At 62.5% G+C, this 15636-nt stretch carries 19 protein-coding genes; 11 read left to right on the top strand and 8 right to left on the bottom strand.

Annotated elements, in window-relative coordinates; translation table 11 throughout:
• Window positions 1–24: 24 nt before the first annotated feature.
• Genes SAZ10_RS15930 through SAZ10_RS15905 form a run of 6 tightly spaced genes read left to right on the top strand, consistent with a single transcriptional unit; the run spans window position 25 to window position 5751 of the window.
• Entirely contained in the window at window positions 25–1041 is a 1017-nt protein-coding gene (locus SAZ10_RS15930) for a dimethylarginine dimethylaminohydrolase family protein (protein WP_318610301.1), read from the top strand.
• A complete protein-coding gene (locus tag SAZ10_RS15925) occupies window positions 1041–2090 on the top strand; it encodes an ABC transporter ATP-binding protein (RefSeq protein WP_318610299.1) in 1050 nt (349 codons plus the stop codon). Before SAZ10_RS15930 ends, SAZ10_RS15925 begins: the two co-directional genes overlap by 1 nt.
• A gap of 45 nt (window positions 2091–2135) precedes the next feature.
• Complete coding sequence (locus SAZ10_RS15920) at window positions 2136–3524, top strand: M24 family metallopeptidase (RefSeq protein WP_318610298.1); 1389 nt, start codon at window positions 2136–2138, stop codon at window positions 3522–3524.
• Between the two features lie 54 nt (window positions 3525–3578).
• The gene (locus tag SAZ10_RS15915; protein WP_318610297.1) at window positions 3579–4328 is read left to right on the top strand and encodes a BtpA/SgcQ family protein; all 750 of its coding nucleotides are present in this window, start codon (window positions 3579–3581) and stop codon (window positions 4326–4328) included.
• Window positions 4325–4819, top strand: a complete 495-nt coding sequence (locus SAZ10_RS15910) for an ureidoglycolate lyase (RefSeq protein WP_318610296.1) — start codon at window positions 4325–4327, stop codon at window positions 4817–4819. The genes SAZ10_RS15915 and SAZ10_RS15910 overlap by 4 nt, the downstream gene beginning before the upstream one ends.
• Window positions 4816–5751, top strand: a complete 936-nt coding sequence (locus tag SAZ10_RS15905; RefSeq protein WP_318610294.1) for a carbohydrate kinase family protein — start codon at window positions 4816–4818, stop codon at window positions 5749–5751. Before SAZ10_RS15910 ends, SAZ10_RS15905 begins: the two co-directional genes overlap by 4 nt.
• A 72-nt stretch (window positions 5752–5823) precedes the next feature.
• On the opposite strand, the gene SAZ10_RS15900 is transcribed toward SAZ10_RS15905, so the two are convergent.
• Window positions 5824–6714 carry a LysR family transcriptional regulator gene (locus SAZ10_RS15900; protein WP_318610292.1) on the bottom strand — a complete coding sequence of 297 codons (891 nt, stop codon included), beginning with the start codon at window positions 6712–6714 and terminating at the stop codon, window positions 5824–5826.
• 149 nt (window positions 6715–6863) lie between these two features.
• Between SAZ10_RS15900 and SAZ10_RS15895 the strand changes: the two genes are divergently transcribed.
• The 3 genes from SAZ10_RS15895 to SAZ10_RS15890 are packed head-to-tail and all read left to right on the top strand — an operon-like array spanning window position 6864 to window position 7848.
• The gene (locus SAZ10_RS15895; protein ID WP_318610290.1) at window positions 6864–7541 is read left to right on the top strand and encodes an isochorismatase family cysteine hydrolase; all 678 of its coding nucleotides are present in this window, start codon (window positions 6864–6866) and stop codon (window positions 7539–7541) included.
• Window positions 7538–7744 (top strand): GYD domain-containing protein, encoded by a 207-nt coding sequence (locus tag SAZ10_RS33615; protein ID WP_412535228.1) that lies wholly within the window; start codon window positions 7538–7540, stop codon window positions 7742–7744. Before SAZ10_RS15895 ends, SAZ10_RS33615 begins: the two co-directional genes overlap by 4 nt.
• The gene (locus SAZ10_RS15890) at window positions 7723–7848 is read left to right on the top strand and encodes a hypothetical protein (protein ID WP_318610288.1); all 126 of its coding nucleotides are present in this window, start codon (window positions 7723–7725) and stop codon (window positions 7846–7848) included. The genes SAZ10_RS33615 and SAZ10_RS15890 overlap by 22 nt, the downstream gene beginning before the upstream one ends.
• A 184-nt stretch (window positions 7849–8032) precedes the next feature.
• On the opposite strand, the gene SAZ10_RS15885 is transcribed toward SAZ10_RS15890, so the two are convergent.
• From SAZ10_RS15885 to SAZ10_RS15855, 7 genes are all read right to left on the bottom strand, one after another.
• Complete coding sequence (locus tag SAZ10_RS15885) at window positions 8033–8248, bottom strand: hypothetical protein (protein ID WP_318610286.1); 216 nt, start codon at window positions 8246–8248, stop codon at window positions 8033–8035.
• 92 nt (window positions 8249–8340) lie between these two features.
• The gene (locus SAZ10_RS15880) at window positions 8341–8718 is read right to left on the bottom strand and encodes a M20/M25/M40 family metallo-hydrolase (protein ID WP_318610284.1); all 378 of its coding nucleotides are present in this window, start codon (window positions 8716–8718) and stop codon (window positions 8341–8343) included.
• 86 nt (window positions 8719–8804) lie between these two features.
• Window positions 8805–9008 carry a hypothetical protein gene (locus SAZ10_RS15875; RefSeq protein WP_318610282.1) on the bottom strand — a complete coding sequence of 68 codons (204 nt, stop codon included), beginning with the start codon at window positions 9006–9008 and terminating at the stop codon, window positions 8805–8807.
• A gap of 302 nt (window positions 9009–9310) precedes the next feature.
• On the bottom strand, window positions 9311–9757 hold the full coding sequence (locus SAZ10_RS15870; RefSeq protein ID WP_318610281.1) for a VOC family protein: 447 nt from the start codon (window positions 9755–9757) through the stop codon (window positions 9311–9313).
• Window positions 9758–9952: 195 nt separating this feature from the next.
• Window positions 9953–10687, bottom strand: coding sequence for a GntR family transcriptional regulator (locus SAZ10_RS15865; protein ID WP_318610280.1), 735 nt, complete (start codon window positions 10685–10687; stop codon window positions 9953–9955).
• Between the two features lie 362 nt (window positions 10688–11049).
• Window positions 11050–11907 (bottom strand): sulfurtransferase, encoded by an 858-nt coding sequence (locus SAZ10_RS15860; protein WP_318610279.1) that lies wholly within the window; start codon window positions 11905–11907, stop codon window positions 11050–11052.
• A gap of 10 nt (window positions 11908–11917) precedes the next feature.
• Window positions 11918–12733, bottom strand: coding sequence for an SDR family NAD(P)-dependent oxidoreductase (locus SAZ10_RS15855; RefSeq protein ID WP_318610277.1), 816 nt, complete (start codon window positions 12731–12733; stop codon window positions 11918–11920).
• A 342-nt stretch (window positions 12734–13075) separates the two neighbouring features.
• Between SAZ10_RS15855 and SAZ10_RS15850 the strand changes: the two genes are divergently transcribed.
• The gene (locus tag SAZ10_RS15850) at window positions 13076–14050 is read left to right on the top strand and encodes a substrate-binding domain-containing protein (protein WP_318610276.1); all 975 of its coding nucleotides are present in this window, start codon (window positions 13076–13078) and stop codon (window positions 14048–14050) included.
• Window positions 14047–15630, top strand: coding sequence for a sugar ABC transporter ATP-binding protein (locus SAZ10_RS15845; protein WP_318610275.1), 1584 nt, complete (start codon window positions 14047–14049; stop codon window positions 15628–15630). Before SAZ10_RS15850 ends, SAZ10_RS15845 begins: the two co-directional genes overlap by 4 nt.
• Window positions 15631–15636 lie beyond the last annotated feature (6 nt).

Here is a 15636-nt window from a genome sequence, read left to right as displayed (position 1 = left end):
TCATCCAATGAAAAGGGGATTACGATGAGCCAAGCGCATGCAATGAGTGATCACGAATATCGGGAGAAGGTCTTCTTCCAGACGTTCGGATCGGTGCCCGAGCCTGCTTTCCACGACCCCGTCGAGCAGGAGGAAGTCTGGGGCGGTGTATGGGGCTGTTCCAACGATGTCGGCAAGTTACGCGCCGTTCTGATGCACCGTCCGGGCGACGAGGTGAAGATCGTCACCGCCGATAAGAAGATGCCTGAAGTCGGCGGCTATGGCGATCCCAAGAAAGGCTGGTACTGGATAGGCAAGGAGCTCCCCGATCTCGCTGCGATGCAGAAGGCACACGACCAGTTCACCGGCATCCTGCGCAAGGAGGGCGTTAACGTCGTTCTCGTGGGCGAAGCCGCGCCGGGCCGCATGAAACAGGTCTATACCCGGGACAGCTGTGTCGGCATCAAGAGCGGCGCCATCGTCACCCGCCTTGCACGCAAGGTGCGCCGCGGCGAGGAACTGCCCGTCACCCGCGCGCTGGCGCGCGTCGGCTGCCCGATAGTCGCTACGCTGACCGGCAACGCCGTCTTCGAAGGCGGCGGCTACGCCAACATCGACGACAAGACGGCAGTCTGCTGCGTCTCGGTCGCGTGCAATGAGGAAGGCGTCCGCCAGATGCAGGCGATCCTCGGCTATCACGGCGTCGAGCTGATCACGCTGCCGGGCATGGGCTACCGCATTCATATCGACGGCGCCTTCAATATGATTGACGTCGACAAGGCGATCGTGAACCTCAACGAGCTTCCCTGGTTCTTCATCGAGTATCTGCAGAAGCGCGGCATCAAGCTCATCGAGCTTCCGCCAGAGGACAACGCGTTCTCGCTCAACTCGCTGGCCATCGCGCCCAGCAAGGTTGTCATGCACGGCAGCCGCTCGAAGCGCCTCGAGGACCGGTTAGCCGACGCCGGAGTCGAGCTGATCACCTGCGACTATGAGCCAGTCGAGGCCGGCGGCGGCGGCATTCACTGCTCGACGGCGCCTCTTGCTCGGGACCCTGTCTAATGTCTTTTCTCGTCGTTGAAAGCCTGGTGATGACCTATGGAGTGCTCAGGGCGCTCGACGACGTGTCGCTAACGGTCAAGGAGGGGGAGTTCATCTCCCTCCTCGGCCCTTCCGGTTCGGGCAAGACGACGCTTCTAATGTCGCTCGCCGGTTTCAACAAGCCCGACGCCGGTCGGATACTGCTCGATGGGCAGGATATCACTGCCAAGGAGCCCGAGGATCGGGATTTCGGTTTCGTTTTCCAGGGCTACGCGCTGTTCCCGCACCTTACGGTCGCCGGAAACATCGCCTTTCCGTTGAAAGTCCGAAAATGGGATGCCGCACGCATCAAGGCGCGCGTCGACGAGATGCTTTCCCTCGTCGGGCTCGACAGCTTCGCAGATCGCAAGCCACGCCAGCTTTCAGGCGGGCAGCAGCAGCGCGTGGCGCTGGCGCGCGCCCTTTCATTCGGACCACGTGTCCTCCTCCTCGACGAGCCGCTGTCGGCGCTCGATCGGATGCTGCGGGAGCAGATGCAGACGGAACTCCGCCGCCTCCATAGGGAGACGGGCGTCACGTTCCTTTATGTCACGCATGACCAGCAGGAAGCGCTGACAATGTCGGATCGCATCGCCGTGTTCGAGAAGGGAAAGATTGTTGAGGAGGGCTCGCCGGCTCGGCTGTTCAAGTCCCCGACGACGCGTTTCGTCGCCGAGTTCCTGGGCGAGAACAATTTTCTGCGCGGCAGCCGATCGAACGGTCAGTGGCACGGCTTGGGAACTGGCTTCTCGCTGCCCGAAACGCGCGATTCCGGCGGTGACACCGACGCGGCAACACTGTGGGTGCGTCCGGGCGACATCGCTTTCGGCCCCGGCGGCGATGGCGACATAACCTTCACCGCGACAGTCGAGGATTTCGTCTTCGGCGGAACGCAGAACCGTCTCACTCTAAGGCTTCCAGGCGGCGAGAGCATCGCGGCGCTGATTGCCGCCGACCTGGCCGCCGAGGGCGTGCTCGGACAGGGATTGACGTTCCATGCCCGTCCCGAAGCCGTCGGCGTGCTGAGATAGGAAAGAGCGGCCGCCTAAATCCGCCCGCAACATGAAGAAGGAAGAATGCCCGTGACTGGTACCGCCAGCCTCAAGCCGATCGCGCTCCCCGATTTCGGAGTTCCGCGTCTTATCCCGAAAATTGCGGCAGCGACCTATCAAGCTCGCTTTGCGCGCTTCATGGACCGGTTGGCCGCCAAGGGTTTCGACGCGGCCGTGGTCTACGCCGATCGCGAGCATTGCGCCAACATCTCCTGGATGACGGGATTCGATCCACGTTTTGAGGAAGCATTGCTGGTCGCCGTACGTGGGAAGGATCCCGTGATCATCACGGGACCCGAGAATGTCGGTCTCGCAGCCGTCACTCCGCTCGGGGCGTGCTCCCTGCTCTGGCCGGGGTTTGGTCTTTTGGGGCAGGACCGCACCAAGGCGGTCGCGCTGCCTGATCTGCTCGCGAAAGCGGGGCTGGAAAGAGGCCATAGGATCGGCGCGGTGGGCTGGAAGTATTTCCTGACCAACGAGATCGCCGATGCGGTCCAGGCTGTGGACCTTCCTGCTTATATCGCGGCCATGCTCGCCGCCATCGGACCGGTGACAAACGCGACCGGCATATTCATGAACCCGGTAGACGGGCTGCGTGCTGAGATCGAAATCGAGGAGCTGGCGCGTTTCGAATTCCTCGCAACCCATGGCTCGGAATCGGTGAAGCGCGTGATCTTCGGGCTGAAGCCGGGCATGACCGAGTTCGAGGCGGCAAGCCTGATGCGGCCGCTCGGCTATCCGCTTTCCTGCCACCCGATGCTGTCCACCGGCGAACGCGCGCGCTTCGGCCTCGGGAGCCCGAGCGACACGGAGATCGAGCGGGGCACGAAGTTCACGACCGCCTTCGGCTATCAGGGTACGCTGACGGCGCGCGCGGGATATGTGGTCGAGAGCGTCGATGAACTGCCCGCGGCAGCCCGCGACTATGCCGACGCCTTCGTCGCGTGCTACTGGGAGGCGGCCGCCGAATGGTATGAGACCGTCGGCATCGGCGTCACCGGCGGCGAGATCGACGCCAGGATGCGCGCGCGGCTGGATAACGACTTCTTCAAGCTGGCGCTCAATCCCGGCCATTTGATCCATATCGACGAATGGATGCATTCTCCGATCCGTCCGGGCAGCACCGAGACCCTTCGGTCGAACCAGGCGATCCAGATCGACATGATCCCGGCGCCGGGTAACGCCTATTTCACCACCAACATCGAGGACGGCATCGCGCTTCTGGACGAACGGGGACGGGCGGAATTCGCAGAGCGGTTCCCCGAAGCATGGGGCCGGATCGAGGCGCGCCGCGCTTTCATGGCAAACGACCTCGGCATCCGCGTGAAGCCTGAGGTGCTGCCCTTCAGCAACCTTGCAGGCTGGCTGCCCGCCTATCTGCTCAACCCGGGCCTCGCCATCTCGCGGGTTTGAGAACAGGGCAGGGGCCGGCGCCAAGTCAGTCCTTTGCATCGGTTTGGAGGAAGCATGCGATCGAAGCTCGAGAAACTCTTTCCGCGCGGCAAGCCGGTGCTCGGGATGCTGCACCTCGGCGGCGCAACGCCGCAGGAGCGGCTGGCGCGCGCGCTCGCTGAGACCGGCGACATGGTCGCCGGCGGCGTGGATGCGATCGTCGTGGAAAACTATTTCGGCGATCCGGACGACGCGCGCCGGGTGCTCGAGGCTTTCGAGAAAAACGCACCGGGGATCGTGGTCGGGCTGAACCTGCTGCGCGATTTCCGCCTCGGCTTCGACTTTGTCGGCCGGTTCAAGGTCTCCTTCCTGCAGATCGATTCCGTCTGCGGCCACCTGCCGCCGGACGAGGACGCAGACTATGCGGCCGAACTGGCCGAGCGCCGCGCGAAAACCGATGCCCTGCTGTTCGGCGGGGTGAGGTTCAAATATCAGCCGGTGAAGTCCGGACGCAGCGACGAGGAGGACATTCGCCTGGGCGCGGCGCGCGCCGATGCACTCGTCGTCACCGGCGAGGCGACGGGGCAGGGCACGGACAACGGCAAGATCCTGCGTTTCCGCTCCGTGGTGGGGCCCGACTATCCGCTGATCGTCGGCGCGGGCATGACGGCGGCCACTGCGGCCGACCAGATGCGGATCGCCGACGGAGCGATCGTCGGCTCATATTTCAAGGAGAGCTACAAGGATACGGGCATCGTCGATATCGGACATGTCCGCGAACTGATGGAAGAGGTGCGGAAGGTCCGCGCGGAGGGCAGTCGATGATCCGCGTCGAGCCCATCAGCGCCACCGCCTTCGCGCCGTTCGGCAGGGTTTTTGCCATGGCGGGGTCGGACATGCCCGACGTGGGCATCGTCCGGACCGACGGGCCGGGTTGGTCGGATGCCTACACGCACGATCCGCTGCTATCGACCAACGCAAGCCTCGGCATGACCCGTTCCGGTGGCACTCCCTTCGAGGTCAAGCAGATGGAGCGTCATCCGAACACCGAGGAGGCCTTGTTCTGCGCGGAAGCACCGATCGTGCTGGTGGTCGCGTCGGCGGGATCGGAGGTCAGGCCCGACGCGGACGCCCTGCGCGCCTTCTCGATCCCGCCTGGCACAGTGGCGGTCATGAAGCCCGGCACATGGCATGACGCCTGTCGCGGACTTTACGGCCCGACCACATATTACTGGATGGCGACCGTAGGCACCGGGACCGAATGGCAGGACGTCACGGGCGGGCCGATTCCGGTAGTGGCGGAGCCCGCCCCATGACGCTCGCGCCGGCGTTCTTCATCGGCGACGTTTCCCTCGACGAATATTATGTCTCGGATCGCTGGCCGGGCCTGGCGGACAAGGGCTTCGTCGATCTGCTGGGGACTTACGTCGGCGGCAGCATAGCCAATGCGGCCTCCGTCCATGCCGGGCTCGGGTCGCCGACGGAGTTCGTTTCCCTGCTCAACTTCAGTCAGATCTCGGAGCGGCTGATCGCCGAACTCGAGACGCGCGGGGTTTCGGTGCGGCACATGCTGCGTCATGTCGGTATTGCGGAATCGCGCAACCTCATTTTCCTCGCCGAGGGCGAGCATGTCGTGCTGACGGTCGACCTGGGATTCCAGCCCATGGAACTGTCGCAAGAGCTGATCGGAGAACTGCGGCAACCGGGATATCTCTACACGACCCTTTATCGCTCCCGGCGCCTGCGTCACGGCGCTCTGGCCCAGGCGGATCTGCTGCAGGACCTTCGTGCACACGGCCGGCGCCCGGTGTTTGACCTCGATGTCGGCGGCCTCGGCGCTGCCGATCTGCCCTATCTGCGCGGCGCAGAGGTCCTTATCCTCAACCAGGTCGGCTACGCGACGGCCTTTGGTGACCGCCCGGTCGAAGGCCTTGGCCGCTGGATGGAAGAGAACGCCGTCGGGGCGGTCATCCGGACACGCGCCGCCAACGGCGCCGAAGCCTTCGACGGCAAGAAGCGATATGACGTTGCAGGTTATGCCGTTCCGGTCGAAGACGTGACCGGAGCAGGAGACACGTTCGGCGGCGCGCTGGTGCATGTGCTCGGTCAGGGTGGAGCCATGGACGCCGCCCTGGAACTGGCAGTCGCAGCCTCCGCTCGCGCAGTCACTATACGCGGTCCTGCCGGAGGCATTGCAAGCCACGCGGAGCTTGCCGCCTTTCGCGCCTCGTTCGGCCGGACTGTTTGAAGGTGCTGATCGTTTGACGGAACCTATGGGATTTGGAGTGACGCGAACGTCGCCGCCAATGTCGAGGTTGGTTCACCTGGTTCTCTCGACCTTGATAAGGTCGAGCAGTCGAGCCACCAGCGATTGCAGCAGTTGGTCATCGGCCCGATCAACCGCCCAGACCAGATAATACGCCCGGGACGCGTTGATGGCGGTCGGGAATGGTTGAATAAGCTGCCCGTGGCCCAGGTGGTCCCGGGTCAGGACATCGGAAACCAGCGCGATGCCCTTCCCCTGAACCGCCGACGCAACCGTATGTGCAACCGAAGGAACCTTGACTCTCAGGCTACCCTGCAGGCTGACACGCGCAGCCGCCGCCCATTTCGCCCATTCGTCCCCGCTGTCTTCATGGAGCAGGGGTATGCCGCTCACCGCTCGGTCACGATGGTGCAGGTCCAGCCGCGGAAACAGCGTCGGCGAACATACTGGCTGCAATTTGACTTCGCTCAGGAGCTGCCATGCTCGACCCTTAAACGGAGGATTGTCGTAAACGATGGCCACATCGTTGTTTTCCCAGGCGACCTGATCGTGCATGATCGCCTCGTTGATGATCAGGTTGGCAATGCCCTTGGTTTCGGCGAACTCGACGACTGCTCTGGTCGCCCAGGCGGTTCCCAACGCTGTGGGCAGGGACACGCCAAGTGACACGGTGCGTCCGTCCTCTCCGGACTTTTTGGCGGCACGCGCGGCTGCCGAAAGCTGTCTCAGATTGTGCGAGACCGACTGCGAGAAATCGCGGCCGGCCAAAGTGAGTTCGACGTTACGCCCGGCTTTCTCGAAAAGCTGGATACCCGTGCATTCGCTGAGCTTGCGCAGTTGCAGGGAGATTGCACTCGGGCTGAGGTGCAATTCTTCCGCCGCAGCCTTCAGCGTTCCCAGGCGGGCAACCGCCTCGAAAACGCGCAGATATGGTAGAAACGCCAAAGACCGTGCCATACCCGGCGATACTGCCTCGCTGTGCTGGTCGCGCAGGCGACCGATGCATGAGTTTGGTGGAACGATTTCGTACAGGATAAATCGTTTTTGTCGAACTGTGACCGCGGCTACAACACACCGGATGTGGAGGATGGGCCATGATTTCGGCAAAACCGTTCGATTTCCCCTATGACGGCAATCTGATCCCGGCGGCCACGGCGCTGATCGTGATCGACCTGCAGGAGGATTTCCTTTCTCCGACGGGTTATTTCGCCCGCGGCGGCTACGATCCTTCGCCATTGCGGGCGATACTCCCAACGGTGAACCGCCTGATCGCAGCCTGCAGGGCAGCGGGTATCCGCGTTATTCACACCCGGCAAGGCTACCGGGGGGACCTCGCCGATATGACGCCGTATGAAAAATGGCGCCGCACGAGAGCGGGACTCGCTGGAACCACCGTGCTCCTGCGTTCCAGCCCCGGATTCCAGATCGTTCCCGAAATCGACGTCGCGGCGGACGACATCATAGTCGACAAGACCTGCAACAGCGCATTCACCTACACCGACTTCGAACATGTTCTCAGAGCGCAGGGCATCACGCATCTGCTGTTTTCCGGCTGCACGACGGATGTGTGCGTCCATACGACGCTCAGGGAGGCGTGCGACCGGAACTTCCAGTGCCTGACGATCTCGGACGCGTGTGCCAGCGGAGATCAATTGGCCCATGAAGCGGCGCTCCACATGGTCACCGTCGAGAATGGAATATTCGGTGCGCTGAGCGATTCGCGATCCGTCATCGACGGGCTCGCGCGGCTCAAGGCGAGGCAAGCGAGATGACTGATAGTCCGGCGCCGCAAAAATATGTGTCTTTGATGAAACTCACTGCCAAAGGGCTGGCTGAACTGTCGGGGAGCGTAGCCCGCAGGAAACTCAGTGAGGAGCGCGTCGCCGCTCTCGGTGGTTGGTCGATCGCCTTCTACGCGACGCTCGGCCCCTACGACTTCGTCAGGTTTTTGAAATGCCGGACAACGAGGCAATGATGCAATACGTGCTCACTGCACGACGCGACGGTCATGTCGACCCCCTCGTCTTGCCGGCTTTCGACGCGCAAACCTATGGCGGCATCGTCGAACGTGTCGCCTGACATAGCGAGGACCGACTCCGACGCAGGATCCCGTTGTGGGGCGCCGAGTGTTGCGCGGCACGGCAGGCTGTCGCCTCGAAGTGGATTTGAAGAACGACCGTTTTTTTTGGAGCTAACAGAAGGACACAGCCGTCGTGCCTTCCTCAGAGGACATTGCGCCGAAGATCTAGCAATACGCCAACACTCAGAACAACGTGAATGCTGCCGACTTCTCGGCAGCCACGGTGCGCACGAGGTTGACGAGCTCGGCATCAAAAGTGAGGCCGCCGAACATCCATTCCTTAATCACCGAACCCTCGACATTGGCCTGCTTCGCTGCGATTGCGACAGCATCGATCACTTGGCGGTACATCTGCTCGGCGTCGCTTGCCTCTGGATGGCGTACGTCGATCGTGACCACTGTTCGATCAGCTATGATCCCATATCGATTGGGCGAAAATGGCCAGGCGGGCGCAGGTTGCGCGCCCCTTCGGCTCGAACGCCCAGCCGATCTCATTGACCTTCGTGATCAGCACGCCTGCGCCAACCAGGGCGTCCTTGCGGGAGAGTCGTGCCCGCATGGGCGTTCTCGCCGCGAAACTCAACCTCAGCGCCGAACGAGGTGAAGCCACCCGTCACGATACCGACGTGAAGCCCTTCTTCTTCCAGGACCGGCCCTTGCTCGATGTGCAGCTCAAAATATGAGTCGACGTCTGTCGGGCTATGCCAGTCCGAGCCTGCATAGCCGATGCGCGCGAGTTCCGCACCGAACGTGACGCCATCCGTGTCGGTCTGGTTCGAAACCCAGTCTGGATCGTGAATTCCGGCAAACGCCCCTGCGCCCAACATGGGAGGTTGAAATCGCACACCTTCTTCATTGGTCCAGGACACGACGCCTCGATCGGGTGCTTTGTCTCGATGCCCAAATCATTCAGCGTGCGGATTATCTCGAGCCCGCCGACCAAGGCGCCGCCCGGCTACATCGACGTCACTTCAAGGACGGCAAGAAAGTTATCGAGCCCGATCCTATGCGGGCACCGGTCATTATCAAGCTGTTCGAGCGCTATGCGACGGGTCAGTATTCGCTCCAGGCGGTCGCGAAAGCGGCGCACGCCGATCGGCTCATAAACCCAGAATGGTAAGCCGGTGCCGGTCAGTACGGTACATACCACCTTGCGCAACCGGCTCTTCCCGGGGCTATTTCAATGGAACGGGAGGCTGCATCAGGGTAAGCACGAATGGCACCGAGGTGAGATTCGTGCGGCCTTTAGACAACCCTTTGATTTACTTGCAGAAGCAACCGCAGCTGCGGCATTGAAGGAAGCTCGTGGAGCCAAGTTATCCACAGGGCATCCGGTTTGGCTGGAGTTCCTGGAAGCTTATCGAACTTTCTGTGTAGCTCCTCCAGCCGAATTGCGGGCGCTTATGAAGGAGGTCCGGGTACAGGAATCCGCTACGGCACAAGGTTGATCGGTGGGATGGTTCAAGGAGCCTTTTTTTCGATCATCTCGATGATCAGGCCCTCTTCGGGGGTACGGAAGTAGACGATGCGCGATCCGGTGTTCGGCCCCTGGTCGATCTCGATCACCTCTCCAACCTGTTCCATCGGCCAGGCGCGGGCCTTTTCAAGCATCTCGTCCATCTCGGTGACGTTCATCGCCATATGCAGCGAGCCCAGATCGACTGGGCGCGGGCGGTAATCCTGTCGGCCATCGGGACCGGAATAGCATAGAAGCTCGATATTGGTCGCCCCGTTGCGCATATATATAATCTCGACCCTCGTGCCGGGCACGCCGGTCACCGCCGAGATGATCGCCGGATCGCGGGGCGCGCGCGAATAGGTTTCGAAGCCGAACAGGTCGCGGAAGATCGCTTCGGCGCGGTCGAGATCCCTGACGGTGATCCCGGTGTGATTGACGGTGACAGGCATTGCATTCCTCCTGAGTGATCGGATCGGTCTTCAGCGGCCACGGGACAGCCATTGGAGTACAGGTGACAGGCCCTGTCGGAAAAGCAGCAAGGTTATGGCTTCAGCGACCTCAGCGGTGGGGCCGACTCGGCCCAGCGGAACATTGATCTTAATGCCGCTCGGCCCATGCGGCATCGCCGGCGCTCGCGATCGAGACTACCGTCGCCAGGGCTCGTTGGCGAGGCGGCGTTCGGATGCAAGCTTCCGTTCCTCGGTGTCGCGATTGTGGCGGGCGCCCCGCACCGCCGAGCGGAGCTGGCGGGGCTCGAAAGCAGGGTCGATCTGCGCGATGATGGTCAGCGCGATACGGGCGTAATGTTCCGCCAGAAGGGCGGCAACCGCTTCACCGTCACGCGCCGCGCAGGCGTCCATGATCGCCCGGTGCTCCTCGCGCGATTGCTGGTACGAACTCGGCTGCGCCAAATAGATCCGGCGATAGCGCTCAGCATGTTCGTTGAGCTGCATCGAATAGTGGGCGTGACGAGGCCCCGCGAGGCGAATCGGAATCATGTGGAACTGCTGATGCGCCGCGTCGAACTCCGCGAACAGGTCGGGCGAACTGCTCTCATCCATCGCCACGAGACACTCCCGCATCCTGGCAATTTCTTCGTCCGTCAGATCCGGCACGGTTGCGCGCACGGTTGTGGTGTCGAGCTTGATGCGCAAGGCATAAAGCTCGTCGAGATCGGCCATGGAGGTTTGCGAGATCACCACCTGGCGCCCGCGTTCCGAGGTTATCAGCCCCTCTTTCTCGATCAGCCGAAGGGCTTCGCGGACGGGGGTGCGGCTCAGGCCGAGCCCGTCGGCGATCTTGACCTGCGAGACGCGACCACCCGGAGGCAGGGTGCCCTTGAGGATCGCGGACCGGATCCGCTCGTAGGCGTCGACCATCCTTACCCCGGGCGCGCTTTCCACTTGTCCGGGATCTGGATCGTCGCTGATGGAGCGAGTATTGGGCATCGAGTTGCCTATTGGAGATGTTTGCCGGGATCCTAGCTTTGGCTGCTGCTCACGTCAATTTTACTGTATGCAGAAGTTGGATTCGTGGGGTTGCCGGCAGTTTCCGCTTCGAAGTTCTTTCAGCGGAAAAGACGGTGTGAAAACCACTGGATAGCGGCCGATCTCGCTGCAATCGAAGGCTATAAAGCCTGGAGCTTGCGCGAACGGCCTTAAACACCATTAGGCGCTGATATACAAAACTGTATCCCGTTATTATCTAAAAATGACCAAGCTGTGCGGCAGCGGGAGGCGGATTACAACGGCTTGGTCAGCTTGGGGGTATCCGGCTGCTGACCCCATTCATGCCAGGAGCCGTCGTAAAGCCGCCAGTCGGAATGGCCGATCGCCTCGAGCATGAAGCCGAGGATCGATGCCGTGACCCCGGAGCCGCAGGTGGTGATCACCGCGCCGGAAAGATCGACGCCGCGTTCGGCGAAAATCTGCTTTGCGCGCTCGGGGCTGACGAAACGATGCGAAGGGGCCGGCTCGTAGAACAGGGCCCAGGGCGTGTTGATTGAACCCGGCATATAGCCCGAGGCGACTCCGGGATAGCCTGAGGCTTCGTGCCCGTCGAACCGCGCCGCGGTGCGCGCGTCAATTATCGATGCGCCGCCATGGCCTATCACCTGCCTCACATCCTCGATGCGCGCGACCCGCCCTTCGATCAGCCGGGCCGGGAAGTTGCGGGGCGTGCTGGTGGCGAAATCACCCGTCTCGACCGGGCGCCTTTCGGCCAGCCATTTGCGCCAGCCGCCGTTGAGGATCTTCACCTGGTCATGACCGAAGGTGCGGAACATCCACCATATCCGAGCCGAAACATAGCCCGCGTCATAGACGATCACCTCGGTTTCTCCGCTTATGCCGAGACCGCCGATCACCCGGGCGAAAATCTCCGCCGAGGGCAACATGTTGACGTAGGGCGAGTCGGGATCCGAGATATCGCTCAGATCGACGAAACGCGCGCCGGGGATATGGCCGGCGCGGAAGTCCTCGCGGGCATCCCGGCCGGCATCGGGCACATACCAGGAGCAATCAAGCACCACCCGGTCGGCATTTGGCTCGGCCGCCAGCAGGGCGGCCAGTTCATGAGTCTCGATCAGCCAGTCGCTCATGGTTCCGGCCTCAACGCTCGATGCTGGGGCGGCGCGGGGCTTCGATCCAACTTGCGCCGGCCAGCACGCCGCCATCGATCACCACGTTCTGACCTGTGATGTAGCGCGTGGCCGGAGCAACCAGATAGAGCGCGGTGCTCACCAAGTCCTCAGGCTTCGCCAGCCGACCTTGCGGGATGAAATTGGCGAACCAATCGGCGCGGTATTCGTCGTCCCAGAGCGGCCTGGTGAACTCCGTCTGTACGAAGCCGGGCTCGATCGAGTTTACCTGGATATTGTCATCTGCCCATTCGTGCGCCTGAGAGCGCGTCAGCGACGTGACCGCAGCCTTGGTCGCAGCATAGACCGATATCGTATCGAAGGAGAAATTGGCCGAGAGCGAACTGAAATGTAGGATCTTGCCGCCGCCCTGCGCCTTCATCACCGGATGGACCGCCTGCGACAGGAAATAGACCGAGCGCAGATTGACCGCGGTCATCACGTCGAAATCCTCGGGTGTGACCTGGGTGATCGGCTTGCGGCGGTTCGTACCCTGAAGATTCACCAGGATATCGATGCGGCCGGTGATCTCCTTCGCGCGAGCGACAAGCTTCTCTGCCGCGTCCGCCGTGCCGAGGTCGGCCTGAAGGGCGATGATTTCGAGCCCCTTCGCCGCGAAATCCCGTGCAAGCCGGTCTAGCCGCTCCTGCGCGAGGTCATGAACGATCACGGTCGCCTCAGCGCGCGCGAAGCCATCGGCAATGGCTGAGCCGATGGCCCCGGCGCCACCGGCCAGCAGCGCGGTCTTCCCGCCAAGCGCGAAGAGATCTGAAAGATAGCTGGACATGTCACATTTCCTTCTGGCCTGCCGGGCGGCCGTAGGCCGCCGCGACGCTGGGCGATAAGAGGCATTTCTCGACTACAGTCTACAGGGTGTGCACACTCTTTTCCCGTGCTGCATTGCGGAGCGCGCGATGCCATTCGGGTGTGGGGCCATGGGGCATCCCGGTGAAGAGGCGCCGCCTGTGGAGCTTATTCTTGCAATTTAAGGGAATTGTTGCATCTCAGGGATCGAAAATGAAGGAACGATTTTCCCGCGCAGCTCTCAAAGAAAAAATATTGTGCGCTGTTTTTGACATGCCCGATTGAACAAACTGCATACAGTTTAACGCAACGGGAAATCCCAATCATGTTGAAACGTTCGTTCCTTCTGGCGGCCTCGGCCGCAGCCTTGATCGGTGTTCTGGGCCTGCCGGCGGTCGCCGCGCCCAAGGGCAAGGACGCTAAGGTGACCATCCTTGTCTCGCCTCTGACGTTTGCCTTCCCGCATTTTGTCTTTCTGACCGACGAGCTCAAGGACGAGGCCAAAAAGCTTGGCGGCGTGAACATTGTGGTCGCCGACGGCCAGCTCTCGGCTCCGAAGCAGATCGCCGATATCGAAGCCGCCATCGTTCAGGGTGTCGATGGCATAATCCTCGCGCCGGTCGAGGCCGATGCGCTGGCCGGGGTCGTGAAGCAGGCGATCGACGCCGGCATACCCGTGGTCACTATCGACCGTCCGGTCAATGGCGTGCCGGAAGTGCTGGCGAATGTCGCGGCCGACAATTTTAAAGGAGCCGAGGCTCAGGGTGAAGCGGTGGTCAAGGCCTTCCCCGACGGCGCGACCATCGTGAACCTGCAGGGCATTCCGGGCGACAAGACCGCGAACGACCGCAATGGTGGCGCGCACAAGGTGCTCGACGCGGCGGGCAAGAAATATGCTTTCGTTGCCGAGCAGGCAGGCAATTTCTCACGCGACAAGGGGCTTGAGGTTACCGAGAACATCTTGACCGGCCTTACCCAGGCGCCGCAGGTAATTATCGCCGCCAATGACGACATGGCGCTCGGCGCGGCTCAGGCGGTCGAAGCCCGCGGCCTGAAGGGCAAGGTCGCGATCTATGGCTACGACGGCTCGGAAGGTGCCCTGAAAGCGGTGAAATCCGGCGATCTGGCCGCGACCGTCGACCAGTTCCCCGGCCGGCAGGGCCGCACCGCGATCAACACGCTTGTCTCCTTCATCCGCGAAGGCACAAAGCCTCAAACCAACGAAATCCTCGTCTCACCGGTTGCGATCACCACCGACAATCTCGATCAGGCCGAGCGGGTTGGGTTGATCGGAAAATGAACCTCCCGGCCTCCCTTCCAGGGAAGAGCCGACAGGAGCCGGGGCGCGCGAGCGGCCCCGGCGATCTGCCGCCTGCCCAACCCGTGCTGGAAGCACGCAAACTGGTGAAGCGCTTCTTCGGCGTCACCGTGCTGGACGGCATATCGCTGACGCTCGCTCCACGCGAGGTTCGCGCGCTCCTGGGTGAGAACGGAGCGGGCAAGTCCACGATGATCAATCTGCTTTCGGGCGTGCATCAGCCCGACGGCGGGGAATTGCGGCTCGACGGGATGCCGGTGCGCTTCCATCGCCCGATCGACGCCGACCATGTCGGGATCAGTGTGATCCGCCAGGAGCTTTCGCTTTTTCCCGATCTCTCGGTGGCCGAGGCGATCTTTGCCGGCCATCTGCCGCTAAATGCGCTTGGTCTTGTCGACTGGAAGCGCATTCGCGAGGCCGCCCGAAAGGCGCTGGCACGGCTTGGCCTTTCCATCGACGTCCGGGTGCCAGTGGCAAGCCTTTCCGTTGCGCAACAGCAGATGGTCGAGATCGCACGCGCGCTCACCCGCAAATCGCGGGTCGTCATCATGGACGAGCCGACCGCTTCGCTCTCGCCCAATGAGGTGGCTCATCTGGGCGAGATCATCGCGCAGCTTTCCTCTGAAGGAGTGGCGGTGCTCTACGTCAGCCATCGGCTGGATGAGATCCGCGCCTTCTGCTCGACCTATACCGTCCTGCGTGACGGTAAGGCAGTGTCTTCGGGCCGCGTCGCCGAGACCGATATTCGATCGCTGATCCGTGACATGGCAGGCCGCGAGGTCGCCATCGGCGATCGTGGCGCGGTTCGCACGCCCGGCGCCGCGGTACTGGAGGTGAGAAACCTGGCTTCGCGCCCTCCGATCCGCGGCGGCCAGCGTGTCCGCGACGTGAGTTTTACCGTCCATGCGGGCGAGATCCTTGGCCTTGCCGGTATCGTCGGAGCGGGCAGGACAGAGACTGCCCGGATGATCTTCGGCCTCGATCCGATCGGCGCGGGAGACGTCCGGTTGGAGGGACAGCCCCTCCGCGTCACGTCCCCGGCGGCGGCGATGAAGGCCGGAGTCGGATATTTGCCCGAGGATCGTAAGGGCCTCTCGATCCTGCCCGACCGGTCGGTCTCTGAAAATTTTGCCCTGACCGGCGCCGTACCCGCAGGCCCGCTTGGCTTTAACGACAAGCGTGGCGAGGCGCGGCTTCTGGACATTTTCGTCAACCGGCTGGGCATCCGCGCCTCCGGCCCGCGCGCCGCCATCACGACGCTTTCAGGCGGCAATCAGCAGAAGGTGGTGCTCGCGCGCTGGATCGCGCTGAAGCCGAAATTGCTGATCATCGACGAGCCGACGAGGGGCATCGACGTGGGCGCGAAGGAGGATGTCCACTCGCTGATCCGCGACATCGCCTCGCAAGGGGTTGCCGTACTCCTGATCTCATCGGATCTGCCCGAGGTGATGAGCCTCTCGGATCGGATCGTCACCCTGCGCGAGGGCGAGACCACTTCGCATCAGCCTGCCGCAGCGGCCACGGCCGAGGGTCTCATGGCGCATATGACCCGGCACGACTGACGCGCC

It is taken from the genome of Mesorhizobium sp. BAC0120 (assembly GCF_033542235.1).
Classification (GTDB): Bacteria; Pseudomonadota; Alphaproteobacteria; order Rhizobiales; family Rhizobiaceae; genus JAWRCU01.
Note: the sequence above shows the minus strand (reverse complement) of the source record. Positions and strands in the feature narration are given on the sequence as shown.